This window comes from Ramlibacter sp. GS1-15 (genome assembly GCF_057785015.1).
In genome coordinates this window covers 2,020,180-2,044,684 of record NZ_JBYNTU010000001.1, presented here as the reverse complement: position 1 = coordinate 2,044,684, position 24,505 = coordinate 2,020,180, and the positions used below count along the sequence as shown (strand labels likewise).

The following is a 24,505-nucleotide window of genomic DNA, read 5'->3' as shown; positions in this document are numbered from 1 at the left end:
TGGCAACTTTCTTGAATCAGGGCGAAATCATTATATTGGCCGACCCTCTCGAGGACGCGGAAGGGGACGCGCGCGAGGCCGAACAGCGCGCGTTCACCATCGAGGCGCGTCACCACGGCGCTCGCCTCGACCGGGCCCTGGCTGCTCTAGTGCCCGAGTTCTCGCGCAGCTACCTGCAGCAGCTGGTCGAGGCCGGCGCCGTGACGATCGGCGGCGTGGCCGTGATGCGTCCCTCGCACAAGGTCAAGGCGGGCGACAGCGGTTCGGTCGAACTGCGGCCCACGCCGCAAAGCCAGGCGTTCAAGGCCGAGCCGGTGCCGCTGGACGTGGTGCACGAGGACGAAGACATCCTCGTCGTCAACAAGCCCGCCGGGCTCGTCGTGCATCCGGCCGCCGGGAACTGGAGCGGCACGCTGCTCAATGGCCTGCTTGCGCGCGATGCGAAGGCTGCCGCGCTGCCGCGTGCGGGCATCGTGCACCGCCTGGACAAGGACACCAGCGGCCTGATGGTGGTCGCCCGCACGCGGGTGGCCATGGAGGCCCTGGTGCGGGCCATCGCCGCGCGCGAGGTCTCGCGCCAGTACCTGGCGCTCGCGCACCGCGAATGGCAAGGCGCGGCCACGCGCCACGTGGATGCGCCGATCGGCCGCGACCCGCGCAACCGCCTGCGCATGGGCGTGGTGGAAGGCGGCAAGCCTGCCTCGACCACGTTCGACCTGCTGGAGAACGGCGACAACGGATGCTGGGTGCGCGCGACGCTGCACACCGGGCGCACGCACCAGATCCGGGTGCACATGGCGCACATCGGCCATCCGCTGGTGGCGGACACGCTGTATGGCGGTGCGCCCGCGGCCGGCCTCGAGCGGCAGGCCCTGCACGCGTACCGGCTCGCGTTCGAACACCCGGTCACTGCCGTGCCGCTGGAATTCCGCGCACCGCTTCCTGCTGACCTGCGCGGCGCCTTGCAGGCCTGGGGCCTGCGTTACAATGAATCCGAAGGCTGGAAAGCCACGCCCCCTCCCGTGCGGGGCAAGCGCCGCGGAACGTGATGTTCACGCGAGGCGCGAAGAACCAAAGAGAACCTACGACAGCCCCTGTTCAGCCGCCCGAAAAGGCGTCTTTTCCTGGAACGGCAACAAGCATGAATACGACGGATGCCAAGCGCGTCCTCGAAACCGCGTTGATCTGCTCGCAGCAGCCGCTGGCGCTGCGCGAGATGCGCGTCCTGTTCAACGACGAGCTCGGCGCCGACACGCTCAAGGCGCTGCTCGCCCAATTGCAGGACGACTGGGCCCAGCGCGGGGTCGAGCTGGTGCAGGTCGCGAGCGGCTGGCGCTTCCAGAGCCGGCCGCAGATGCGCGAATACCTCGACCGCCTCCACCCGGAGAAGCCGCCGAAGTACACGCGCGCGGTGCTCGAGACACTCGCGATCATCGCGTACCGACAGCCGGTCACGCGCGGCGACATGGAAGAGATTCGCGGCGTGACCATCAACACGCAGATCCTCAAGCAGCTCGAGGACCGCGGCTGGATCGAGGCGATCGGCCACCGCGAGGCACCGGGCCGCCCGGCCCTCTACGCGACCACGAAGCAGTTCCTCGACGACCTCGGCATCGAATCGCTCGACCAGCTGCCGATGCTCGAAAGCCCCGCGCAGCAGGCCGAGCTGATGGCCTCGCTCGCGCCCTCCGATGAATCGGTGCAACCGGAGCTCGCGATCGAGGGCCCGGCGGATGCCGAACCCAGCAACGGTCCTGAAACGGCGCTCACCTCCGATGAATGAATCCCTGCCCAGCGCGGCCTCCGTGCCCGTGAGCGACGAAGACCCGTCGAAGGACGTGTCGAGCGAGGCGCCCATGCCCGAGGAAGCGGCGTTTGCCGCTGCCGAAGCCGAGGAGGGCGGCGAGAGCGACGACGAACGCGAGGAGGATGGCGAGGAGGATGGCGAGGAGGATCGCGAAGACGGCGACGGGGACCGCCCGCGCCAGCGAGGTCCCAGGCCCGCTGCCGAACCGGCGCCGCCGCCCGTGAGCTTCGAGGATGTCGTTTCCGGCGAATTCGACCAGCAGGCCGATGCAGCCGAAGCGGCGCCGCCGAAGCGCGTGCTGGCGCCGCAGCCCGAAACGCCGAAGTTGCACAAGGTGCTGGCCCAGGCTGGCCTGGGCTCGCGGCTGGAGATGGAGCAGCTGATCATGGAAGGGCGCATCTCGGTCAACAACGAGCCCGCCCACATCGGCCAGCGCATCCAGTTCGGCGACCAGATCAAGGTCAACGGCAAGCCGATCCGCGTGCGCATCGCGCCGCCGCCGGCCCGCGTGATCGCCTACCACAAGCCCACCGGCGAGGTCGTCACGCACGACGACCCGCAGAACCGCCCCACGGTGTTCCGCAAGCTGCCCAAGCTGCCGCAAGGCAAGTGGCAATCGGTCGGGCGCCTGGACCTGAACACCGAGGGCCTGTTGCTCTTCACGAACTCGGGCGAGCTCGCGAACAAGCTCATGCACCCGCGCTTCGGCCTGGAGCGTGAGTACGCGGTGCGCGTGCTGGGTGCGCTTTCCAACGAAGAGAAACAGCGCCTGCTCGATGGCATCGAACTGGACGACGGCAAGGCCCAGTTCAACACGATCGAGGACGGCGGCGGCGAAGGTGCGAACACCTGGTACCGCGTGACGATCTCCGAGGGCCGCAACCGCGAGGTGCGGCGCCTGTTCGAGGCGCTCGGCCATGCCGTGAGCCGCCTCATCCGCATCCGGTACGGCCGCGTCATGCTGCCGCGCGGCCTGAAGCGCGGCGCGTGGATGGAACTCGATGAGCGCGACATCCGCGCACTGATGCAGGCCGTCGGCGGCGACAACGGCCCGCGCGGCGAAAGGCCATCCGAGGGCGAAGGCGGCGGATCGCGCCGGCGGCGCCGCGGTGGCGGTGGGCGTGGCGGCAATAACAACGGCCAGATGCGCGGCCAGGGCCAGCCGGGCCCAGGGCAGGGCCAGCAGCGCCGCAAAGGCGGCGGCGATCGCGGCGACCGGCCCGCAGGCGGGCAGCCCGATCCGATGAAGACCTCCTTCGGCTACATCGGCGCGGACAGCTTCACCCGCCAGCGGCAAGGGCAGGGCGGCGGCGGGCAAGGGCCCGGCCGTGGCCGGGGCGGCAAGCGCGGTGGCGGCGGCCGCAGCCGCTGAGCCACGCCCGCTGAAGCAAAGTCACGCCCGCAGGCTAAAATTGCGGGCTTTGCCGAACTTTTGCGCTCGGCGATACCCTAAAAACTTCAGCTCAGGAAAACCAGAAATGGCTCTCGAACGCACCCTCTCCATCATCAAGCCCGACGCCGTGGCCAAGAACGTGATCGGCCAGATCTACGCGCGCTTCGAAGCCGCCGGGCTGAAGGTCATCGCCGCGAAGATGGCCCACCTGTCGCGCCGCGAGGCCGAGCAGTTCTACGCCGTGCACAAGGAGCGTCCCTTCTTCAAGGACCTCGTGGAGTTCATGATCTCCGGCCCGGTGATGATCCAGGTGCTCGAGGGCGAGGGCGCCATCCTGAAGAACCGCGACCTGATGGGCGCGACGGACCCGAAGAAGGCCGCCGCCGGCACCATCCGCGCCGATTTCGCCGACAGCATCGATGCCAACGCGGTGCACGGCTCCGACGCGCCCGAAACCGCCGCCGTGGAAGTCTCGTTCTTCTTCCCGGGCATGAGCATCTACTCGCGCTAAGCGCCTTCCCATGAAATGACGGCCAACCTCCTCGACTTCGACCTCGAAGGTCTGGCCGCGTTCTGCGAACGCCTGGGCGAAAAGCGTTTCCGGGCGACGCAGCTCTTTCGCTGGATCCACCAGCGTGGCGCGAAGGACTTCGGCGAGATGACGGATCTCGCGAAGTCCCTGCGCGAAAAGCTCTCCACCACGGCGCGCATCGAAGGCCTGCCCGTCATCACGCAGCAGGAATCGGCGGACGGCACGATCAAGTGGCTGTTCGACGTCGGCGCCGGCGACGCCGTCGAGGCAGTGTTCATTCCCGAGGACGACCGCGGCACGCTGTGCGTGTCGTCGCAGGCGGGCTGCGCCGTCGGCTGCCGATTCTGCTCGACCGGCCACCAGGGCTTCTCGCGCAACCTCACCACCGGCGAGATCGTGGCGCAGCTGTGGTTCGCCGAGCATTTCCTGCGCAAGCGCCTGGGAACGTCCGAGCGCGTGATCTCCAATGTCGTGATGATGGGCATGGGCGAGCCGCTCCAGAACTACGCGGCGCTGGTGCCGGCGCTGCGCACGATGCTCGACGACCACGGCTACGGCCTGTCGCGGCGCCGCGTGACGGTGTCGACCTCCGGCATGACCCGCATCATGGACCGCCTGGGCGAGGATTGCCCGGTGGCGCTCGCCGTCTCGCTGCACGCGCCGAACGACGCGCTGCGCGACGAACTGGTGCCGCTCAATCGCAAGCACCCGCTGGACGACCTGATGGAGACGTGCAAGCGTTACCTGAAGGTCGCCCCGCGCGACTTCATCACCTTCGAATACTGCATGCTCGATGGCGTGAACGACCAGCCGGAACACGCGCGCGAGCTGGTGGAGCTGGTGCGGCGCTGGGACGTGAGCTGCAAGTTCAACCTGATCCCCTTCAACCCTTTCCCGCAATCGGGGCTGACGCGTTCTCCCCACAGACAGGTGCTCGCGTTCGCGAAAATCCTGGGCGATGCTGGTATCGTCACCACTGTGCGCAAGACGAGGGGCGACGACATCGACGCGGCGTGCGGACAGCTCGCCGGCGACGTGAAGGACCGCACCAACGTGGGCGAACGCATCGCCCGCCAGCGCACCGTGATGCTGAAACCGGTGCCGGCTGCGGCGGCCGCGAAGGAGACATGAGCATGGCTTGGAGGGTCGCTGGGCACGCTCTCGCGTTGCGCGGGCTGGCGTTGGGGGCGGTTGCGGGCGCATTGGCGCTGGCACTGGGCGGATGCGCGTCGCCGCCATCATCGGAGACGAACGCCAGCGCGGGCATCGTCACGCCTTCGGACGAATCGGGGACGCGCCGCCGCGCGCGCATCCGGCTCGAGCTCGCCTCGGGCTATTTCGAGGAGGGCAAGACCGAGGTCGCCCTGGACGAGGTCAAGCAGGCGATCGCGATCGACCCGTCCTCCCCGGACGGCTACGATTTGCGCGGCCTGATCTACATGCGCCTGAACGACGACCGTGCGGCCGAAGAGAGCTTTCGCCGCGCGATCGCGCTCAGCCCGCGCGATGCGAACCCGCACCACAACCTGGGCTGGCTGTTGTGCCAGGAGGCGCGCTATCCCGACGCCCAGGCGGAGTTCGACGCCGCCATGGCAAACCCGGCTTACAGCGGGCGCGCGAAGACGTTCCTCGCCCAGGGCGTGTGCCAGGCCCGCGCCGGCAACACGGCGGAAGCGGAAAAGAGCCTCGCGCGTGCCTACGAGCTCGACCCTTCCAACCCCATTACGGGCTACAACCTCGCGAACCTGTTGTACCGCCGCGGTGACAACACGCGCGCGCAGTTCTACATCCGCCGCATCAACAACAGCGAACTCGCGAACGCCGAATCGCTGTGGCTCGGCATCAAGGTGGAACGGCGCCTGAACGACATGGTGGCGTTGCGCCAGCTCGGCGACGTGCTGAGGAAGCGCTTCTCCGGCACGCGCCAGGCCACCGCGTACGAGCGGGGAGCCTTCGATGAGTGAGGTGGCGGAGACCGCGGCCCCGGTGGTGGGCGCCAGCCCGGGGACGCTGCTGCGGCGGGCCCGTGAAGCAGCCGGCCTGCACGTGGCCGCGCTCGCCGTGTCGCTGAAGGTGCCGGTACGGAAGCTCGAGGCCCTGGAGGAAGATCGCCACGAGGAGATGGGCGACGCCGTCTTCATTCGCGCCCTGGCATCCAGCGTGTGCCGCACGCTCAATATGGATCCGCAGCCGGTGCTGGATGGCCTGCCGCAATCGGCAGTGCCGCGCCTGCTCACCGGCAACGAAGGGCTCAATGCCCCGTTCCGCGCGTCCAGCGACAGCTCGCCGCCGGCCTGGCGGGAGGCATTGCGCCAGCCGGTGCCGCTCACCGTCATCGCGCTGCTGCTCGGTGCCTTGGTGATCTACCTGCTGCCGAACCTGCCCAGCCTGCAGGGCCAGCAGGACAAGGTGGCGGCCGTCGCGGCTGCGCCCGTCCCGGCTCCCGTTGCGGCGGCCGTCGCGCCCGCGCCCGAACCAGCGGCGCCGGCGGCAAGCGAGCCCGCGCCGGCACCCCTTGCGGTCGCGCCGTCGGCAGCGGCGCCCGCCCAGGCGCCCGAGGCGGCACCTGCCATCGCGGCAGCCCCGGCGAACGGCATCGTCGTGATCCGCACGAAAGGGGAGTCCTGGATCGAGGTGGTCGACGCCAAGGGCGCCGCCGCCTTGCGCAAGCTGATGGCGCCGGGCGAGAGCGCCGGCGCTTCCGGTGCGCTGCCGCTCACGGTCACCATCGGCCGCGTCGACATGACCGAAGTGGAAGTGCGCGGCAAGAAGTTCGACATGCGCCCCGTGTCCAAGGACAACGTGGCGCGCTTTCAGGTGAAGTAAAGAAAGACATGGAACCCTGCCTGCCCATCGCGGCGGCATCCCCGCTGCCCCGCAAGTCCCGCCAGGCCCGTGCCGTCTGGGGCTCGCGCGTCGTCACCATCGGCGGCGACGCGCCCGTGCGCGTGCAGTCGATGACCAACACCGACACGCAGGACGCCATCGCCACGGCCATCCAGTGCAAGGAACTCGCCGTCGCCGGATCGGAGCTCGTGCGCATCACGGTGAACACGCCCGAAGCCGCGCAGCAGGTGCCCTACATCCGCGAGCAGCTCGATCGCATGGGGATCGACGTGCCGCTGGTCGGCGATTTCCACTACAACGGCCACCGGCTGCTGACCGAGTTTCCCGATTGCGCGCAGGCGCTCTCGAAGTACCGCATCAATCCCGGCAACGTCGGCAAGGGCGACAAGCGCGACCGGCAGTTCGGCCAGATGATCGAGGCGGCGATGAAGTACGGCAAATGCGTGCGCATCGGCGTCAACTGGGGCAGCCTGGACCAGGAACTGCTCGCATCGCTGATGGACGAGAACGCCAGGCGCGCCGAGCCGTGGGATGCGAAGCAGGTGATGTACGAGGCGCTCGTCACGTCCGCCATCGAATCGGCCAGGCGCGCCGAGGCAATGGGCATGAATGGCGACCAGATCATCCTGTCGTGCAAGGTGAGCGGGGTGCAGGACCTGATCTCCGTCTACCGCGAGCTCGCGAAGCGCTGCGATTACGCGCTGCACCTGGGCCTGACCGAAGCCGGCATGGGCACCAAGGGCACCGTCGCGTCCAGCGTGGCGCTCGGCATCCTGCTGCAGGAAGGGATCGGTGACACGATCCGTGTCTCGCTCACGCCCCAGCCGGGCGAGGCGCGTACGCAGGAGGTGGTGATCGCCTCGGAAATCCTGCAGGCGCTGGGCCTGCGCAGCTTCGTGCCCAGCGTCACGGCATGCCCCGGCTGCGGCCGGACGACCAGCACCACGTTCCAGGAACTCGCCAAGCAGATCGACGACTTCCTGCGGGCGCAGATGCCGGTGTGGCGCGCGAAGTACCCGGGGGTCGAGAAGATGAAGGTCGCCGTCATGGGCTGCATCGTCAACGGCCCCGGCGAAAGCAAGCATGCGGACATCGGCATCAGCCTGCCGGGGACCGGCGAGGCGCCGGCCGCACCGGTCTTCATCGACGGCCAGAAGGCGATGACCTTGCGCGGCGAGAACATCGCACGCGAATTCCACGAGATCGTCGAGAACTACATCGAGAAGCGGTTCGGCTCGAAGATCGCCGAACACGCCTGATCCAGAAGAACAACATGGCCGAGAAACTGAGTGCCGTCAAAGGCATGAACGACATCCTGCCCGCGAGCGTGCCGCGCAAGGAAGTCCTGCCGCGCAACACGACGTGGCTCTGGTTCGAGGAAGTGGTGTGCCGCGTGATGGCGCGCTACGGCTACCAGTACATCGTCACGCCGGTGGTCGAGCCCACGCAATTGTTCGTGCGCGGGCTGGGCGAGGTCACGGACATCGTCGAGAAGGAGATGTATTCCTTCACCGATTCGATGAACGGCGACAAGCTCACGCTGCGGCCGGAAGCGACCGCGGGCATCGTGCGCGCCGTGGTCGAGCACAACGCCCTGTACAACGGCCCGCTGCGCATCTGGACGACGGGCCCGATGTTCCGCCATGAGCGCCCGCAGAAGGGACGCTACCGGCAATTCCACCAGCTCGATGTCGAGGCGCTGGGTTTCGCGGGCGCCGAGGTCGATGCGGAACTGATCCTCATGGGCCGGGCGATGTGGCGCGAACTGGGCCTCGTCGCCGGTGAGCACTACCGGCTCGAGATCAACACGCTGGGTGAACCCGAGGAGCGGCGCGCGCACCGCGAGGCGCTCATCGCGTATTTCGAGAAGAACGCCGCGCTGCTCGATGCCGAGGCGAAGAACCGCCTGCATACCAATCCCCTGCGCATTCTCGATACCAAGAACCCGGCGATGCAGGAGCTGGTGGAGTCGGCGCCGAAGCTGATCGACTTCCTCGGCCAGGAATCGCGAGCGCACTTCGACGCCGTGTGCCGGATGCTGGACGCGGCGGGCCAACCCTACCGCGTGAACGCGCGTCTCGTGCGCGGGATGGACTATTACACCCGCACCGTGTTCGAGTGGGTGACGGACCAGCTCGGCTCGCAAGGCACGATCTGCGCGGGCGGACGGTACGACGGGCTCATCGGGGAGATGGGCGGCAAGCCGGCGCCGGCGATCGGCTTCGGCCTGGGCATCGAGAGGTTGCTGCTGCTGCTCGAAGGCCTGGGCCTGAACGGCCCCGATCCCGCGCCGGCTGCGTACTGCGTGCTCGGCTCGGACGAAGCCGCCATCCAGGCGCTGCCGGTGGTCGAGGCGCTGCGTGCCCAAGGCGTGGCCGTCGTGATGCACGGCGGCGGCGGCTCGTTCAAGTCCCAGCTGAAGAAGGCCGACGCGAGCGGCGCCCGCTACGCGCTGATCTTCGGCGACAACGAACTGGCGCAGGGGCAGGTCACGCTCAAGGCCCTGCGTGACGGCACCGGCGCCCAGGTGCAGCGGCCGCTGGCGGCCGTGGCGGACTGGGCGGCCGAGCTCGCGCGCTAAGTCAATACAATCCCGCTTTGGCCGCCGACCGCGCGGCCCACAAGAAGATCACACGATGGCCAATCATCTCGACCTCGAGGAACAGGAACAGCTTGCCGAGCTCAAGCACTTCTGGAACGAGTGGGGCAACCTCATCACCTGGGTGCTGATCGCCGTTTTCGGCGCGATCGCGGCGTTCAACGGCTGGAACTACTGGCAGCGCACGCAGGCGGCGCAGGCCGCGGCGCTCTTCGAGGAGATCGATCGTGCGGCCGCCGCCAACGAGGGCGCGCGGGTCGAACGCGCGTTCGCCGACATCAAGGAGAAGTTCCCGCGCACCGCGTTCGCGCACCAGGCCGGACTGCTGATGGCGCGTGTCATGGAAGACAAGGGCAACAAGGACGCGGCGAAGGCGGCGCTCTCCTGGGTGGCGGAACAGGCCTCCGACGAGGGCTACCAGGCCGTCGCGCGGCTGCGGCTAGCGGCATTGTTCGTGGACGCGAAGCAATACGACGAGGCGCTCAAGCAGCTGGCCGCCGGTTACCCGCCCGAATTCGAGGCGCTCGCCGCCGACCGGCGCGGCGACATCTACAACCTGCAGGGCAAGAAGCCCGAGGCCCGGGCCGAATACCTCAAGGCGTGGAAAGGCCTGGGCGAGGACAGCGACTACCGCCAGCTCGTGGCAGTGAAGCTGACCTCGCTGGGCGTCGACGTGCGCGAGCTCGCGCCTGCACCGGCCAACGCCGCTTCCGGAGCCGCCAAGTCATGACGTTCGCCGTCCTCCGGGCTGCGGCCCGTCCCCTCGTCCTTGGGCTCGCGGCGCTTGCGCTCACGGGTTGTTCCATCCTCCCGAGCTGGTTGGGCGGCACGGAGAAGGTGAAGCCGGCCGAACTCACGCCGAACCCCGCCACCATGGCCGTGCGCCAGGCCTGGAGCGCGCGTGTCGGCCGGGTGGACCTGCCGTTGTCCGTCAACGTGCAGGGCGGGGCCGTGACGCTCGCCAGCAGCGACGGCACCGTCGTTTCGCTCGATGCGGCCAGCGGCCGCGAGCTGTGGCGCGCGAGTGCCGGCGGGCCCGTTGCGGCTGGCGTCGGCAGCGACGGCAAGGTCAGCGCCGTGGTCACGCGCGACAACGACCTGGTCGCGTTCGAAGGCGCGAAGGAGATCTGGCGCCAGCGCCTGACGGTGGGCAGCTACACGGCGCCTTTCGTCGCGGGCGCACGCGTCTTCGTGCTGCATGCGGACCGCTCGGTCGCGGCATTCGACGGCAGTACCGGCCGCAAGCTGTGGACCTACACGCGGCCGTCCTCGAGCGACGCGCTGGTGCTGCGCCACCCGGGCGTCATGCTCGCCGTCGGCGATACCCTGGTCGTCGGGCAGGCGGGCCGCCTGGCCGGTCTGAATCCGCTGACCGGCTCGCCCCGCTGGGAAGCACCGATCGCGACCGCCCGGGGCATCAACGACGTCGAGCGGCTGGTGGATCTCGTCGGCACGGTGAGCCGCGTGGGCAGCGTGATCTGCGCGCGTGCGTTCCAGGCCGCGGTGGGCTGCGTCGACGCGGGCCGCGCCGCCGTGCTGTGGACGAAAACAGCCAATGGCGCCGAAGGCGTCAGTGGCGACGACGCGCTGGTGTTCGGCAGCGAAGCCAACGGTAACATGGTGGCCTGGAAGCGCGACAGCGGCGATCGCGCCTGGACCACGGACCTGCTGTTGCATCGCCGCTTGACGGCGCCGCTCGCCCTCGGGCGCGCCGTGGTGGTGGGCGACGGTTTCGGCTACGTGCACCTGCTCGCGCGCGAGGACGGCAAGCTCCTCAACCGCCTCGCCACGGACGGCTCCGCCATCGCGGCCGCGCCGGTGCTGGCCGCCAACACCCTCGTGGTCGTGACGAAGGACGGCGGCGTCTTCGGGTTCGTTCCGCAATAAGCGTCACGAGGCAGCCATGAAGCCGGTCATGGCCCTCGTCGGCCGCCCCAACGTCGGCAAGTCGACGCTCTTCAACCGGCTCACGAAGTCGCGCGACGCGATCGTCGCGGATTTCGCCGGCCTCACGCGCGACCGCCATTACGGCAACGCGAAGCAGGGCCGCTACGAGTTCATCGTGATCGACACCGGCGGCTTCGAGCCGACGGCCGAGAGCGGCATCTACATGGAGATGGCCAAGCAGACGCGGCAGGCCGTCGCCGAGGCGGATGTCGTCGTCTTCGTGGTCGACGCGCGAGAGGGCCTCTCGGCGCAGGACCACGACATCGCCAAGTACCTGCGCAAGCTGGGCAAGCCCACGGTGCTCGCGGCCAACAAGGCCGAGGGCATGACCGAAGGCGTGCAGCTCACCGAGTTCTACGAGCTGGGCCTGGGCGAAGTGAATCCGGTCTCGGCGGCGCACGGGCAGGGCATCCGCAGCCTGGTCGAGACCGCGTTCGAACCGCTGAACCTCCCCGAGGAGGGCGAAGAGGAAGAAGCGCGCGAGCCTGGCGTCATCAAGCTCGCAGTCGCCGGCCGGCCGAACGTCGGCAAGTCGACGCTGATCAACACGTGGCTCGGCGAGGAGCGCCTCGTCGCCTTCGACCTGCCGGGCACGACGCGCGACGCGATCTCGGTGCCCTTCGAGCGCAACGGCCAGAAGTTCGAGCTGATCGACACGGCGGGCCTGCGCCGCAAGGGCAAGGTGTTCGAGGCCATCGAGAAGTTCTCGGTCGTGAAGACCTTGCAGGCGATCGAGTCGGCCAACGTCGTGCTGCTGCTGCTCGATGCGACGCAGGGCGTCACCGACCAGGACGCGCACATCGCCGGCTACATCCTCGAGAGCGGCCGCGCCGTGGTGCTGGCCGTCAACAAGTGGGACGCGGTGGACGACTACCAGCGCGAGCAGGTGCAGCGCCAGATCGAGACGCGCCTGGCTTTCCTGAAGTTCGCGCCGCTGCATTTCATCTCGGCCATCAAGCGCCAGGGCCTGGGGCCGGTGTGGAAGGCCATCGCCGACGCCTACCGCTCGGCCATGGTGAAGATGCCCACCCCGGTGCTCACGCGCCTGCTGCTGGAAGCCGTGCAGTTCCAGCAGCCCAAGCGCTCGGGCATGTTCCGCCCCAAGCTGCGCTACGCGCACCAGGGCGGGATGAACCCGCCCGTGATCGTGATCCACGGCAACTCGCTCGAGCACGTGACCGATGCGTACAAGCGCTTCCTGGAAGGGCGCTTCCGCAAGGAATTCAACCTGACCGGCACGCCGCTGCGCGTCGAGATGAAGACCTCGAAGAACCCGTACGCGGAAAAGGAAGGCTCCTGAGCCTTGAAATGGCCCGGTGCAGCGCCAGATAAGCCCGGAGCCTACTTGCGGCGCCCTGTTGCTGTGGTAAGGTGCAGTTTCCAACAACCAGATTCCCACTGCGGAACACGGAGAATATCGTGAGCAACAAAGGGCAGCTTCTACAAGACCCCTTCCTGAACACATTGCGCCGCGAGCATGTGCCCGTCTCGATCTACCTGGTCAACGGCATCAAGCTTCAGGGACAGATCGAATCCTTCGACCAGTACGTCGTGCTCCTGCGCAATACCGTGACGCAGATGGTCTACAAGCACGCCATTTCCACCATCGTCCCCGGCCGGGCCGTCAACTTCCAGGCGGCCGAGAACCAGGAAGCCGGGGCAAGCTGAAGCAGCCCGCTGACTGCGGGCTCACCCGTATTGCCCGTTGAGTTCCCCTACACCTGACCGCCCCTCCGCGCCCGCGATCCTCGTGGGCGTGGATTTGGGCTTGCCCCATTTCGACGCCGAGCTCGACGAGCTCGGCCAGCTCGCGCTCACGGCCGGCCTGGAGCCGGTGGCGCGCGTCACCTGCAAACGCAAGGCCCCGGACGCCAAGCTGTTCATCGGGAGCGGCAAGGCCGACGAGATCAAGCAACTCGCCGAAGAACTCGGCGCGTCGGAGATCCTGTTCGACCAGTCCCTGAGTCCCGGCCAGCAGCGCAATCTCGAGCGGCACCTGGACCGGCCGGTGAACGACCGCACCTTGCTCATCCTGGAAATCTTCGGCCAGCGCGCGCGCAGCCACGAGGGCAAGTTGCAGGTCGAGCTGGCGCGGTTGCAGTATGTCAGCACCCGGCTGGTCCGCCGCTGGTCCCACCTGGAGCGCCAGACGGGCGGTGCGGGTGTGCGCGGCGGCCCGGGCGAAAAGCAGATCGAACTGGACCGGCGGATGATCGGCGACGCCATCAAGCGCACGCGCGAGCGGCTGGAGAAGGTGAAGAAGCAGCGCAACACCCAGCGCCGCCAGCGCGAGCGGCGGGGTGCGTTCGGCATCTCGCTCGTGGGCTACACCAACGCGGGCAAGTCGACGCTGTTCAATGCGCTCGTGAAAGCCCGCGCGTATGCGGCCAACCAGCTGTTCGCCACCCTCGACACGACCACGCGCCAGCTCTTCCTCGCCGATGAGGACTACGAAGCCGGCGTCGCCCCGGGCCGCACCGTGTCGCTGTCCGATACGGTGGGCTTCATCCGCGACCTGCCGCACGGCCTGATCGACGCCTTCCAGGCCACGTTGCACGAGGCCGCGGATGCGGACCTGCTCTTGCACGTGGTGGACGCGGCCAACCCGAACTACCCGGAGCAGATGGACGAAGTGCAGCGCGTGCTGCACGAGATCGGCGCCGCGGACGTGCGGCAGGTCGTCGTCTTCAACAAGGTCGACGCGCTCGAGAGCGGGCAGCGGCCGCGCGTCGCAAGCGACCTGTTCGAGGTCGAAGGACAGCGCATGCCGCGCGTCTTCGTGAGCGCCCAGACCGGGGAGGGGCTGGCCGAATTGCGGCGCGTGCTCGCCCGCGAGGTGTTGCGCCGCGATGCCGCCGAAAGCAGCGAAAGCCCGGAATTGCACGAAACGGCGGCCTGATTGGGCACAATCCCGTTCGGAACAAGAAGAGAACGCACCGAATGAACCTCCATCTTCCCCGCCTGCTCGGGTCGCGGATCAAACGCCGGGCGGCGGGCATGTTCAACCTGAACGACCCGCGATGGGGACGTGGCGAGGACGGCAACAACAAGGACGGCGGAAAGCGCCCGGACGACAACCGCGGGCCGAACCAGGGCCCGCCGGACCTCGACGAACTCTGGCGCGATTTCAATCGCAAGCTGGGGGGGCTGTTCGGCGGCCGCCGTCGCGGAGGCGGCGATTTCGGCGGGGGCGGCGGCAACTTCCAGCCCGACATGAAGAGCGCCGGCATCGGCGCCGGGCTCATTCTGGCGGTGATCGTGCTGATCTGGCTCGGCACGGGCTTCTTCATCGTGCAGGAGGGCCAGCAGGCCGTGATCACGCAGTTCGGCCGCTACAAGGCCACGGTCGGCGCGGGCTTCAACTGGCGCCTGCCGTACCCGATCCAGCGTCACGAGACGGTGTACGTCTCGCAGATCCGCTCGGTCGACATCGGCCGCGACAGCGTGGTCAAGGCCACGGGCCTGAAGGACTCGGCGATGCTCACGATGGACGAGAACATCGTCGAGATCAAGTTCGCCGTGCAGTACCGCCTGAAGGATGCGCGCGCCTGGCTGTTCGAGAGCAGGAAGCCTGAAGAAGCCGTGGTGCAGGCGGCGGAGTCGGCAGCGCGCGAGGTCATGGGCAAGATGAAGATGGACTCGGCCCTGGCGGAGGAGCGCGACCAGATCGCGCCGCGCATCCGCACGCTGATGCAGTCCATCCTCGACCGCTACAACATCGGCGTCGAGGTCGTGGGCATCAACCTGCAGCAGGGCGGCGTGCGCCCGCCCGAGCAGGTGCAGGCCGCCTTCGACGACGTGCTCAAGGCCGGCCAGGAGCGCGAGCGCGCCAAGAACGAGGCGCAGGCCTACGCGAACGACGTGATCCCGCGCGCGGTCGGCGCGGCATCGCGCCTCACGCAGGAATCCGAAGGCTACAAGGCGCGCATCACCGCGCAGGCGCAAGGCGATGCACAACGCTTCAAGTCGCTGCTGGCCGAATACCAGCGCGCTCCGCAGGTGACGCGGGACCGCCTCTACATCGATGCGATGCGCGAGATCTACGGGAACGTGACCAAGGTGCTGGTCGAATCGCGCCAGGGCTCGAACCTGCTTTACCTGCCGCTGGACAAGATCATGCAGCAGGTCGCGCAGGGCGGCGCCGCGGCGGTGCCGTCGGCCGAATCCGCCGCGTCGTCCTCGCCGCCGTCCGCGGCCACGCCGTCGTCGGCGGATGCGCGCAGCCGCGACAACTCCCGCACGCGCGAGCGCGAAAGCCGCTGAAGGGAGAACAAGAACATGAACAGGATCGGATTCATCGTTTCCTCCGCGCTGGTGCTGCTGGCGCTCCTGAGCTCCATGCTCTTCGTGGTGGACCAGCGCCAGTTCGGCGTGGTGTACGCGCTCGGCGAAATCAAGGAAGTCATCACAGAACCGGGGCTCAACTTCAAGCTGCCGCCGCCGTTCCAGAACGTCACCTACATCGACAAGCGCCTGCTGACGCTGGAAAGCCCCGACACCGAGCCCATGCTCACGCTGGAGAAGCAGCGCATGGTGATCGACTGGTTCGTGCGCTGGCGCATCACCGACCCGCGCGCCTACATCCGCAACGTGGGCCTGGACGAAGCGACCGGCGCGAACCAGCTCAATCGCGTGATCCGCAACGCCTTCCAGGAAGAGATCAACCGCTACACCGTGCGCGAGCTGCTCTCGTCCAAGCGCGAACAACTGATGGCCGACGTGAAAAAGGAAGTGCTCGAGCAGGTGAAGGGCGCGAGGCCCTGGGGCATCGACGTGGTGGACGTGCGCATCACGCGCGCCGACTACGTCGAGGCGATCACCGAATCGGTCTACCGCCGCATGGAAGCCGAGCGCAAGCGCGTGGCCAACGAGCTGCGCTCCACCGGCGCCGCCGAGGGCGAGAAGATCCGCGCCGACGCCGACCGCCAGCGCGAGGTGACGGTGGCCAACGCCTATCGCGACGCGCAGAAGATCAAGGGCGAGGGCGACGCGCAGGCCGCGTCCATCTACGCCGAGGCCTTCGGCCGCGACCCGCAGTTCGCGCAGTTCTACCGCAGCCTCGAGGCCTACAAGGCGAGCTTCAACAAGAAGGGCGACCTCGTGGTCGTCGATCCTTCGAGTTCGGAGTTCTTCAAAGCCTTTCGCGGCAGCGGCGCCGCGGCGCCCGCGCCCACCCGGAAGTAAGCGGCCTTGAACTGGGACGCGCTCTGGGCGGCGCTCGCGCTCGTGCTGGTGATCGAGGGTCTGTTCCCCTTCATGTCACCCGGTGCCTGGCGGCGCACATTCATGCGCCTGCTGGAGATGCAGGACGGCCAGTTGCGCTTCTTCGGCCTGTGCAGCATGCTCCTCGGGCTCATCCTTTTCTGGGCCGTCTCCTGAGGGGCCGCGCCGGGCACGGCGCGTACAATACGTTTTTTAACAGCGCCCGCAAACCATGTCCGCCTGGGTCCTGCCGGATCACATCGCCGATGTCCTTCCGTCCGAGGCGCGGCACATCGAGGAGCTGAGGCGGCAGCTGCTCGATACGGCGCGCGGCTACGGCTACGAGCTCGTGATGCCGCCGCTGCTGGAGCACCTCGAATCGCTCCTCACCGGTACGGGCGAGGCGCTCGATCTCCAGACCTTCAAGCTCGTCGACCAGCTCTCCGGCCGCATGATGGGCCTGCGCGCGGACACGACGCCGCAGGTGGCCCGCATCGATGCGCACCTGCTCAATCGCCAGGGCGTCGCGCGCCTGTGTTATTGCGGCCCCGTGCTGCACACGCGGCCCGACCGGCCGCACGCCACGCGCGAGCCGCTGCAGTTCGGCGCCGAGATCTACGGCCACGCGGGCCTCGAGGCGGACCTCGAGGCGCTGTTGCTTGCATTGGACTGCCTGCGGGCCACGCGCGTGAGCGACCTCACGGTGGACATGGCCGACGTGCGCATCGTGCGCTCGCTGCTGGCCGGCGTGCCGGTCGATGCGGGCGTGATCGCGCGCGTGCACGCGGCGCTCGCGGCCAAGGACGCGAGCGAGCTGGCGTCGCTCACGAAGAATTTCCCGGCTCCTGCGCGCGAGGGCCTTGCAGCACTGCTGTCGCTGTACGGCGATGTGAAGGTGCTGGAGGAAGCGCGCACCGCGCTTCCCATCTCGACGATGCTGAACGAGGCGCTGGACCAGCTCAAGTGGCTCGCGCGTCACGTCGACGGCGCCAGAGTCGCGTTCGACCTGGCCGACCTGCGCGGCTACGCCTACTACAGCGGCGCGCGGTTCTTCATCTACACGCCCGGCGTGAGCGATGCGCTGGTGCGCGGCGGCCGCTACGACGAGGTCGGAGCGGTGTTCGGGCGCAACCGCCCGGCCGTCGGCTTCAGCCTCGACGTGAAGGAGCTCGCGGGCGTCGCGAGGAAGCCGCCGCTCAAGGCCGCGATCCGCGCGCACTGGCTCGACGACAGCGCGGATGCCGCGCCGCTGCGCGAAGCCATCGCCGTCCTGCGCGCGCAGGGCGAGACCGTGGTCTGCGTGCTGCCCGGCCACGAAAGCGAAGTCGACGAATTCCAATGCGATCGCGAACTGGTGCGCGAAGGCGGCCAGTGGCGCGTCAAACCCACCTGATTTCAATCTTTTCCGGACAAGCCTCAGATGACGAAGACGAGTGGCCGCAACGTGGTCGTGGTCGGCACCCAGTGGGGTGACGAAGGCAAGGGCAAGCTGGTCGACTGGCTGACCGAGATGGCGCAGGGCGTGGTGCGTTTCCACGGCGGCCACAATGCCGGTCACACGCTGGTGATCAACGGCGTGAAGACGGCGCTGCACCTGATCCCCAGCGGCATCATGCGCCCGGGCGTGAAGTGCTACATCGGCAACGGCGTCGTGCTGTCGCCGTCCAAGCTGCTCGAGGAAATGGAAGGCCTTGAGAAGATCGGCGTCGAGGTGCGCGGGCGCCTGCGCATCAGCGAGGCCTGCCCGCTCATCCTGCCGTTCCATTCGGCGCTCGACCTCGCGCGCGAAGCGCGCCGCGAGCAGGGCGGCACCGAGAAGATCGGCACCACCGGCCGCGGCATCGGCCCCGCGTACGAAGACAAGATCGCCCGCCGTGCCCTGCGCGTTCAGGACCTGAAGTACCCGCAGCGCTTCGCCGACAAGCTGAAGGAACTGCTCGACCTGCAGAACTTCATGCTCACGAAGTACCTCAATGCGCAGGCCGTCGATTACCGGCAGGTGCTCGACGAGGCGCTGCGCCAGGGCGAGGAGATCAAGCCGATGATGGCCGACGTCTCGCGCGAGCTGAACGAGGCCCACCGCCACGGCGACAACCTGCTGTTCGAAGGAGCGCAAGGCACGCTGCTGGACGTGGACCACGGCACCTACCCCTACGTCACGTCGAGCAACTGCGTCGCGGGCAACGCGGCGGCCGGCGCGGGCGTCGGCCCCGGCATGCTGCACTACATCCTGGGCATCACCAAGGCGTATTGCACGCGCGTCGGCGGCGGTCCGTTCCCCACGGAACTCGATTGGGAGACGCCCGGCACCGTGGGCTACCACCTCTCGACGGTCGGCGCGGAGAAGGGCGTGACGACCGGGCGCTCGCGCCGCTGCGGCTGGTTCGACGCGGCCCTGCTCAAGCGCAGCGCGCAGGTGAACGGCCTGTCGGGCCTGTGCATCACCAAGCTGGACGTGCTCGACGGGCTCAAGGAGCTGCAGCTGTGCACCGGCTACGAGCTCGATGGCGAGCACACCGACATCCTGCCGCTGGGGGCCGACGAGATCGCGCGCTGCAAGCCGGTCTACGAGACGATGGAAGGCTGGAGCGAAAGCACCGTGGGCGTGACGCAGTACGACAAGCTGCCCGTCAATGCGCGTTTGTACCTGCAGCGCATCGAGCAGGTGACGGGCGTGCCTGTCGATATCATCTCGACCAGCCCCGACCGCGACCACACGATCATGATGCGCCACCCCTACCTGGCCGACTGAGGAGACGAGCATGTTGACCGAGGACGGCAAGCACCTCTACGTGAGCTACGACGAGTACCACAACCTGATCGAGAAGCTCGCGATCAAGGTGTACCAGTCGGGCTGGCAATTCGACACCATCCTGTGCCTCGCGCGCGGCGGCATGCGCCCCGGCGACATCCTCTCGCGCATCTTCGACAAGCCGCTCGCGATCATGTCGACGAGCTCCTACCGCGCCGAGGCCGGCAAGGTCCAGGGCCACCTGGACATCGCGCGCTACATCACCACGCCCAAGGGCGAGATCGCGGGCAAGGTGCTGCTGGTGGACGACCTCGCCGATTCCGGCGTGACGCTGCACGCGGTGGTCGAGATGCTGCGCAGCAACTACAAGCCGATCACCGAGCTGCGCAGCGCCGTGATCTGGACCAAGGGCCTGAGCAAGTTCCAGCCCGATTACTCCGTTGAACTGCTGCCCACGAACCCGTGGATCCACCAGCCGTTCGAGGCGTACGACGCCATGCGGCCGCAGCAGCTGCTCGAAAAATGGAAAGTGTGATTGGGTGACAGAATCGGGGAATGGCCAAGTCCATCACCGATCTCATTCATCATCCCTACCAGCCGCCCGCGGGCTTCTCCGCGCCGCAGCCGGCGGTCCATAAAGCGTCGACGGTCATCTTCAAGGACGTGGCCGCGTTGCGGGCGCGGGACTGGCGCAGCAAGTCCGGCTACACCTACGGCCTGCATGGCACGCCCACGACGTTCACGCTCGAGGAGCGCATCGCGACGCTCGAAGGGGGCAAGCACTGCGTCCTGTTCCCGAGCGGCCTCGCGGCCCTGGCGAACGTCGGCCTGGCGCTGCTGTCCTCGGGAGACGAGGTCCTGATCCCGTCCAATGTGTACGGGCCGAACAGGGCCTTGTGCGAAGGCGACTTCACCCGTTGGGGCATCACCCACCAGGTCTACGACGCGATGGACGCCAAGGACCTCGAGCGGCGCATCGGCCCGAAGACCAGACTGGTCTGGCTCGAAGCGCCCGGGTCCGTTTCGATGGAATTCCCGCCCATCGACGAGCAGGCGCGCATCTGCCGCGCTCGTGGCGTCGTCGCCGCGTTGGACAACACGTGGGCCGGCGGCGTCGCGCTGAACGGGTTCGAGCTCGGTTGCGACATCGTGGTCCACGCGCTCACGAAATACCCGAGCGGCGGCGGCGACGTGCTGATGGGGGCGGTGGTCACGCGCGACGACGCCCTGCACGAGAAGATGATGCTCGAGCACATGCGCATGGGGTTCGGCGTCGGCGCCAACGACGCCGAAGCGATCCTGCGGTCCCTTCCAAGCCTGCCCGTGCGCTACGCGGCACACGACAAGGCGGCGCGCGAACTGGCGGGCTGGTTGCAGGGGCGCGGCGAGATCGCGCGGCTGCTCCATCCGGCGTTTGCCGGCTCGCCGGGCCACGAGCACTGGCGGCGCCTGGCGGGCGGCCATGCGGCGGGCCTGTTTTCGGTCGTCTTTCACGAGCGCTACCTGGCCCCGCAGGTCGACCGGTTCTGCGACGCGCTGAAGCTGTTCAAGCTGGGCTATTCCTGGGGCGGGCCGGTGAGCCTGGTCGTGCCGTACGACATGAACCTGATCCGCATCCCGGGCGCCTGGCCGCACAAGGGCGTGCTGGTGCGCTTCTCGATCGGGCTGGAAGACGTGGAGGACCTGCGCGCGGATCTCGGGCAGGCCTTGCGTGCGATGACGTGACGGGGGGAAAGGGATGAACAAGCGCGACTTCCTCGCGGCCGCTGCGGCCGGCGTGACACTGCCGATGGGTGCAAGCGCACAACCCGGCAAGGTCCTGCACGGGCCGGCCCTGCTCACGGTGACGGGGGAGATCACGAAAACCAACCGTGGCCCCCTGGACCGCGTGCTCGACCAGATGATGGCCAAGCAGAAGCTCGCGTTCGACAAGGCGCATGCGTTCGATTTCGCGGCGCTGGCCGGGATGCCCACGGTGGCGATCCGGCCCACGCTCGAATACGACAGCAAGCATCACGTGCTGCGCGGCCCTCTGCTTTCGACGGTGCTCGACGCCTGCGGCGCCACGGGCTCGAAGCTGGCGATGCGCGCCGTCGACGGCTACGCGCCCGCGATCCCGATCGAGGACGCGCACAAGTACCGCTTCATCGTGGCGACGCACCTCGACGGCCGGCCCATGCCGCTGGGCGGGCTGGGCCCCTTGTGGGCGATCTACGACGCCGACAAGTTCCCGGAGATGGCCGCCAAGCCCGTGGACCAGCGCTTCGGGAACTGCCCCTGGGGGCTGTACCACATCGAGGTGCAGGTCTAGCCGAGCAACTCGCGCGCCGCGCGCGCCATCGATTCGGGCGAGCGGTCCGCCAGCACGACGGGCCGCGCCATGCCGAAGTGCTTGAAGTTGCGGCGGATCGATGCGGCATAGCCCGGGTCGTAGTGCTTGACCAGCAGCTCGCGCACCACCGGCTCGATCTCGCCGGCCCGCACCTTCGCCTGCCATTCATCGATGACGGCCTTGCCGCGCAATTCGGTGAGCGCGGCCAGGCGCTCGCAGAACAGCCCGGGGTCGCGCACGAAGAACTCGTAGTCCTCCATCAGCAGCGCGACGCGCTCGTCCTCGGGCAGCTGCAGGTCGATGCACTTGCCCGCACGCATGCGCTCGATCAGGGCCTCGGGCACCGCCACGTTGCCGACCTTCTTGCTCTCGCTCTCGACGAACACCGGATGGGCGGGACTGAAGCGGCGCAGCTGGTCCCAGACCAGCGTGTCGAACCCCTTCTGCGAAGGCTGCGGCACGCCGGGAATGATGCCGAGTACCGAGCTGCGATGGTTCGCCAGGCCTTCCAGGTCCAGCACCTGCGCGCCGGCCTCGCGCAGCGCGTGCAGCAGGCGCGTCTTGCCCGAGCCGGTCGGGCCGCACACGACATGCCAGTCGAACCTTGCGGCCAGCTTGGGCATCTGCGCCACCACGGCGGCGCGAAAGGCCTTGTAGCCGCCTTCGATGACATGGGTGCGGAAGCCGATCTGGTCCAGCACCAGGGCGAGGGAGCCGCTGCGTTTGCCGCCGCGCCAGCAGTAGGCGAGCGGCTTCCAGTCGCGCGGCTTGTCCAGCACGTTCATCTCCACATGGCGCGCGATGTTCGCGGCCACCAGCGCCGCGCCGCGCTTCTTCGCCTCGAACGGGCTCACCTGCTTGTAGCTCGTGCCGATGGCCTTGCGCTGCTCGTTGTCCAGCGACGGCCAGTTCACCGCGCCCGGCAGGTGGTCCTCCGCATATTCGTCCTCGCTGCGCGCGTCGATCACGGCATCGAACGAATCGAGCCGCGCAATGGCGTCTTCGGCGCTGATCGACTGCACACTCATTTCAGCAGCTTCCGCAGTTCGGGCCAGACGTTGTCGAGCATGCGAGGATGCGCCTCGGCTTTGGGGTGGATGCGATCGGCCTGGAAGATCCGATCGTCGGAACCGTCGCCCAGGCCCGCGAAGATCGTCGGCACGTACGGCACCTTGTGCGCCTTCGCCACCTTCGGGTAGAGCGCCATGAAGCGCTTCGTGTAATCCGCGCCGTAATTCGCCGGCATCTCCACGCCCACCAGCAGCACACGGGACCCGGCCTTCTGCGCGTCTTCGACCATGCGTGCGAGGTTTGCCTCGGTCATCGCCAAAGGCAGGCCGCGCAGCGCGTCGTTGCCCCCGAGCTCGATGACGACGACGTCGGGCTTGTGACGGGCCAGCAGGGCGGGCAGGCGCGATCGCCCGCCCGAGGTCGTGTCGCCGCTGATGCTGGCGTTGACGACCTGGGCCGGGAGCTCCTGCGCCGCGAGGCGCTTTTCGAGCAGGGCCACCCAGCCCTCGCCGCGTTTCAGGCCATACTCGGCGCTGAGCGAGTCGCCGATCACGAGGATCTTGCGGGCCGGCGCAGCCCAGGACAGTGCATAACTGCCGGCTAACACCCCGGCGATAAAGTGGCGGCGCCGCCAAGAACCATACGACATGTCCGATCCCATCATTTCAGTCGAGCACGTGCACAAGTCCGTCACGGACTCGACCGGCACACTGGCTATTTTGCGCGATATCCATTTCAGCCTGGCCGCGCGCGAGACGGTGGCGATCGTGGGCGCTTCCGGCTCGGGCAAGAGCACGCTGCTGTCCATCGTCGCCGGCCTGGACACGCCCACGCAGGGGTCCGTGCGGCTGGCGGGTGCGGAACTCTTCGCGCTCGACGAAGACGAACGGGCCGCGCTGCGTGCACGTGAGATCGGCTTCGTCTTCCAGAGTTTCCAGCTGCTGGGCAACCTCACGGCCCTGGAGAACGTGATGCTTCCGCTGGAACTGGCGGGCCGGCGCGATGCGCGCAAGGCCGCGGGCGAGATGATGAAGCGCGTGGGATTGGGCGAGCGGCTTGGCCACTATCCGAAGACGCTCTCGGGCGGCGAGCAGCAGCGCGTGGCGCTGGCGCGGGCCTTCGTGGTCGAGCCGGCGGTGCTGCTCGCCGACGAGCCCACCGGCAGCCTCGATTTCGCGACCGGCGAGACGGTGATGCAGCTGATGTTCGACCTCAATCGGGAACACGGCACGACGCTGGTACTGGTCACGCACGACCGGGCCATCGCCGACCGTTGCGAGCGGCGCCTCACGATCGAAGCGGGCAGCATCGCCGGCGACGACCGCGCAACGGGATAATCCGCCATGGCTTCACAAAGGGTGCTGTTCGGGTTCCATGCGGTCGGGGTGCGCCTGAGGACAGCGCCGGGCTCGGTGATCGAGGTCTACGCCGACCCGGCGCGCAAGGACGCGCGGATGCGCCAGTTCCTCGCGCGTGCGCGGGAGGCCGGCGTGCGCATCATCGAGGCGGACTCCCTGCGCATCGCGAAGCTGGCGGGCAGCCACGGCCACCAGGGCGTCGCCGCGCGTGTGGAGCCGCTGAAGCAGACGCATTCGCTCGACGACCTGCTGGACGGCCTCCCGGGACCGGCGTTGCTGCTGGTGCTGGACGGCGTCACCGATCCGCACAACCTCGGCGCCTGCCTGCGCGTGGCCGACGGGGCGGGCGCGCACGCAGTGATCGCGCCCAAGGACCACGCGGTGGGCATCAATGCCACGGTCGCGAAGGTCGCCAGCGGTGCGGCCGAGACGATGCCGTACTTCATGGTGACCAACCTCGCGCGAACGCTCGGCGAGCTGAAGGAGCGCAACATCTGGTGCGTCGGCACGAGCGACGACGCGCCGAAGACGCTCTACCAGGCGGACCTCAAGGGCCCTGTCGCCCTCGTGCTCGGCGCGGAAGGCGCGGGGATGCGGCAGTTGACCCGCAAGACCTGCGACGAGCTCGTGAGCATCCCGATGCACGGTGCGGTGGAGAGCCTGAACGTGTCGGTGGCCAGCGGTGTCTGTCTTTACGAGGCGTCGAGGCAGCGGTCGTGACCGAC

At 68.3% G+C, this 24,505-nt stretch carries 26 protein-coding genes; 24 read left to right on the top strand and 2 right to left on the bottom strand.

Annotated elements, in window-relative coordinates; genetic code table 11:
* The first annotated feature begins 11 nt into the window (after window positions 1-11).
* From AC3EF3_RS10310 to AC3EF3_RS10205, 22 genes are all read left to right on the top strand, one after another.
* The gene (locus tag AC3EF3_RS10310) at window positions 12-1,049 is read left to right on the top strand and encodes an RluA family pseudouridine synthase (RefSeq protein WP_488532064.1); all 1,038 of its coding nucleotides are present in this window, start codon (window positions 12-14) and stop codon (window positions 1,047-1,049) included.
* Between the two features lie 92 nt (window positions 1,050-1,141).
* Complete coding sequence (scpB, locus tag AC3EF3_RS10305) at window positions 1,142-1,783, top strand: SMC-Scp complex subunit ScpB (RefSeq protein ID WP_488532063.1); 642 nt, start codon at window positions 1,142-1,144, stop codon at window positions 1,781-1,783.
* Complete coding sequence (locus AC3EF3_RS10300; RefSeq protein WP_488532062.1) at window positions 1,734-3,179, top strand: pseudouridine synthase; 1,446 nt, start codon at window positions 1,734-1,736, stop codon at window positions 3,177-3,179. The genes scpB and AC3EF3_RS10300 overlap by 50 nt, the downstream gene beginning before the upstream one ends.
* A gap of 106 nt (window positions 3,180-3,285) precedes the next feature.
* On the top strand, window positions 3,286-3,711 hold the full coding sequence (gene ndk / locus AC3EF3_RS10295; protein WP_488532061.1) for a nucleoside-diphosphate kinase: 426 nt from the start codon (window positions 3,286-3,288) through the stop codon (window positions 3,709-3,711).
* Between the two features lie 15 nt (window positions 3,712-3,726).
* Window positions 3,727-4,863: a dual-specificity RNA methyltransferase RlmN gene (gene rlmN / locus AC3EF3_RS10290; RefSeq protein ID WP_488532060.1), complete on the top strand. Its 1,137-nt coding sequence runs from the start codon at window positions 3,727-3,729 to the stop codon at window positions 4,861-4,863.
* A 2-nt stretch (window positions 4,864-4,865) separates the two neighbouring features.
* On the top strand, window positions 4,866-5,696 hold the full coding sequence (pilW, locus tag AC3EF3_RS10285) for a type IV pilus biogenesis/stability protein PilW (protein WP_488532059.1): 831 nt from the start codon (window positions 4,866-4,868) through the stop codon (window positions 5,694-5,696).
* Window positions 5,689-6,558 (top strand): helix-turn-helix domain-containing protein, encoded by an 870-nt coding sequence (locus AC3EF3_RS10280; protein WP_488532058.1) that lies wholly within the window; start codon window positions 5,689-5,691, stop codon window positions 6,556-6,558. Before pilW ends, AC3EF3_RS10280 begins: the two co-directional genes overlap by 8 nt.
* A gap of 8 nt (window positions 6,559-6,566) precedes the next feature.
* Window positions 6,567-7,838 (top strand): flavodoxin-dependent (E)-4-hydroxy-3-methylbut-2-enyl-diphosphate synthase, encoded by a 1,272-nt coding sequence (gene ispG / locus AC3EF3_RS10275; protein WP_488532057.1) that lies wholly within the window; start codon window positions 6,567-6,569, stop codon window positions 7,836-7,838.
* Window positions 7,839-7,852: 14 nt separating this feature from the next.
* Window positions 7,853-9,160: a histidine--tRNA ligase gene (hisS, locus tag AC3EF3_RS10270; RefSeq protein WP_488532056.1), complete on the top strand. Its 1,308-nt coding sequence runs from the start codon at window positions 7,853-7,855 to the stop codon at window positions 9,158-9,160.
* Window positions 9,161-9,215: 55 nt separating this feature from the next.
* Window positions 9,216-9,908 (top strand): YfgM family protein, encoded by a 693-nt coding sequence (locus AC3EF3_RS10265; RefSeq protein ID WP_488532055.1) that lies wholly within the window; start codon window positions 9,216-9,218, stop codon window positions 9,906-9,908.
* The gene (gene bamB, locus AC3EF3_RS10260) at window positions 9,905-11,065 is read left to right on the top strand and encodes an outer membrane protein assembly factor BamB (protein WP_488532054.1); all 1,161 of its coding nucleotides are present in this window, start codon (window positions 9,905-9,907) and stop codon (window positions 11,063-11,065) included. Before AC3EF3_RS10265 ends, bamB begins: the two co-directional genes overlap by 4 nt.
* A 16-nt stretch (window positions 11,066-11,081) precedes the next feature.
* Window positions 11,082-12,425, top strand: a complete 1,344-nt coding sequence (gene der, locus AC3EF3_RS10255; RefSeq protein ID WP_488532053.1) for a ribosome biogenesis GTPase Der — start codon at window positions 11,082-11,084, stop codon at window positions 12,423-12,425.
* A gap of 119 nt (window positions 12,426-12,544) precedes the next feature.
* On the top strand, window positions 12,545-12,793 hold the full coding sequence (gene hfq / locus AC3EF3_RS10250) for an RNA chaperone Hfq (RefSeq protein ID WP_488532052.1): 249 nt from the start codon (window positions 12,545-12,547) through the stop codon (window positions 12,791-12,793).
* Window positions 12,794-12,830: 37 nt separating this feature from the next.
* Window positions 12,831-14,024, top strand: coding sequence for a GTPase HflX (gene hflX / locus AC3EF3_RS10245; RefSeq protein WP_488532051.1), 1,194 nt, complete (start codon window positions 12,831-12,833; stop codon window positions 14,022-14,024).
* Window positions 14,025-14,065: 41 nt separating this feature from the next.
* Window positions 14,066-15,388, top strand: a complete 1,323-nt coding sequence (hflK, locus tag AC3EF3_RS10240) for an FtsH protease activity modulator HflK (RefSeq protein WP_488532050.1) — start codon at window positions 14,066-14,068, stop codon at window positions 15,386-15,388.
* Between the two features lie 15 nt (window positions 15,389-15,403).
* Entirely contained in the window at window positions 15,404-16,309 is a 906-nt protein-coding gene (hflC, locus tag AC3EF3_RS10235; RefSeq protein WP_488532049.1) for a protease modulator HflC, read from the top strand.
* A 6-nt stretch (window positions 16,310-16,315) separates the two neighbouring features.
* Window positions 16,316-16,504, top strand: a complete 189-nt coding sequence (locus AC3EF3_RS10230; protein ID WP_488532048.1) for a DUF2065 domain-containing protein — start codon at window positions 16,316-16,318, stop codon at window positions 16,502-16,504.
* A 55-nt stretch (window positions 16,505-16,559) separates the two neighbouring features.
* On the top strand, window positions 16,560-17,720 hold the full coding sequence (locus AC3EF3_RS10225) for an ATP phosphoribosyltransferase regulatory subunit (protein ID WP_488532047.1): 1,161 nt from the start codon (window positions 16,560-16,562) through the stop codon (window positions 17,718-17,720).
* Between the two features lie 27 nt (window positions 17,721-17,747).
* The gene (locus AC3EF3_RS10220; protein ID WP_488532046.1) at window positions 17,748-19,079 is read left to right on the top strand and encodes an adenylosuccinate synthase; all 1,332 of its coding nucleotides are present in this window, start codon (window positions 17,748-17,750) and stop codon (window positions 19,077-19,079) included.
* A 10-nt stretch (window positions 19,080-19,089) separates the two neighbouring features.
* A complete protein-coding gene (locus tag AC3EF3_RS10215) occupies window positions 19,090-19,614 on the top strand; it encodes a phosphoribosyltransferase (RefSeq protein ID WP_488532045.1) in 525 nt (174 codons plus the stop codon).
* 20 nt (window positions 19,615-19,634) lie between these two features.
* Window positions 19,635-20,804 (top strand): PLP-dependent transferase, encoded by a 1,170-nt coding sequence (locus tag AC3EF3_RS10210; protein ID WP_488532044.1) that lies wholly within the window; start codon window positions 19,635-19,637, stop codon window positions 20,802-20,804.
* A 13-nt stretch (window positions 20,805-20,817) separates the two neighbouring features.
* The gene (locus AC3EF3_RS10205; protein WP_488532043.1) at window positions 20,818-21,390 is read left to right on the top strand and encodes a putative pterin-binding protein; all 573 of its coding nucleotides are present in this window, start codon (window positions 20,818-20,820) and stop codon (window positions 21,388-21,390) included.
* Here the strand turns inward: AC3EF3_RS10205 and mnmH are convergent.
* Together mnmH and AC3EF3_RS10195 are read right to left on the bottom strand one after the other, a co-directional pair.
* Window positions 21,387-22,439 (bottom strand): tRNA 2-selenouridine(34) synthase MnmH, encoded by a 1,053-nt coding sequence (gene mnmH / locus AC3EF3_RS10200; protein ID WP_488532042.1) that lies wholly within the window; start codon window positions 22,437-22,439, stop codon window positions 21,387-21,389. The two genes, AC3EF3_RS10205 and mnmH, sit on opposite strands and share 4 nt — an antisense overlap.
* Window positions 22,436-23,071: an arylesterase gene (locus tag AC3EF3_RS10195; RefSeq protein WP_488533767.1), complete on the bottom strand. Its 636-nt coding sequence runs from the start codon at window positions 23,069-23,071 to the stop codon at window positions 22,436-22,438. The genes mnmH and AC3EF3_RS10195 overlap by 4 nt, the downstream gene beginning before the upstream one ends.
* Between AC3EF3_RS10195 and AC3EF3_RS10190 the strand changes: the two genes are divergently transcribed.
* Window positions 23,070-23,759: an ABC transporter ATP-binding protein gene (locus tag AC3EF3_RS10190; RefSeq protein ID WP_488532041.1), complete on the top strand. Its 690-nt coding sequence runs from the start codon at window positions 23,070-23,072 to the stop codon at window positions 23,757-23,759. The two genes, AC3EF3_RS10195 and AC3EF3_RS10190, sit on opposite strands and share 2 nt — an antisense overlap.
* Window positions 23,760-23,765: 6 nt before the next feature.
* Complete coding sequence (gene rlmB / locus AC3EF3_RS10185) at window positions 23,766-24,500, top strand: 23S rRNA (guanosine(2251)-2'-O)-methyltransferase RlmB (protein WP_488532040.1); 735 nt, start codon at window positions 23,766-23,768, stop codon at window positions 24,498-24,500.
* The last annotated feature ends 5 nt before the right edge of the window (window positions 24,501-24,505 follow it).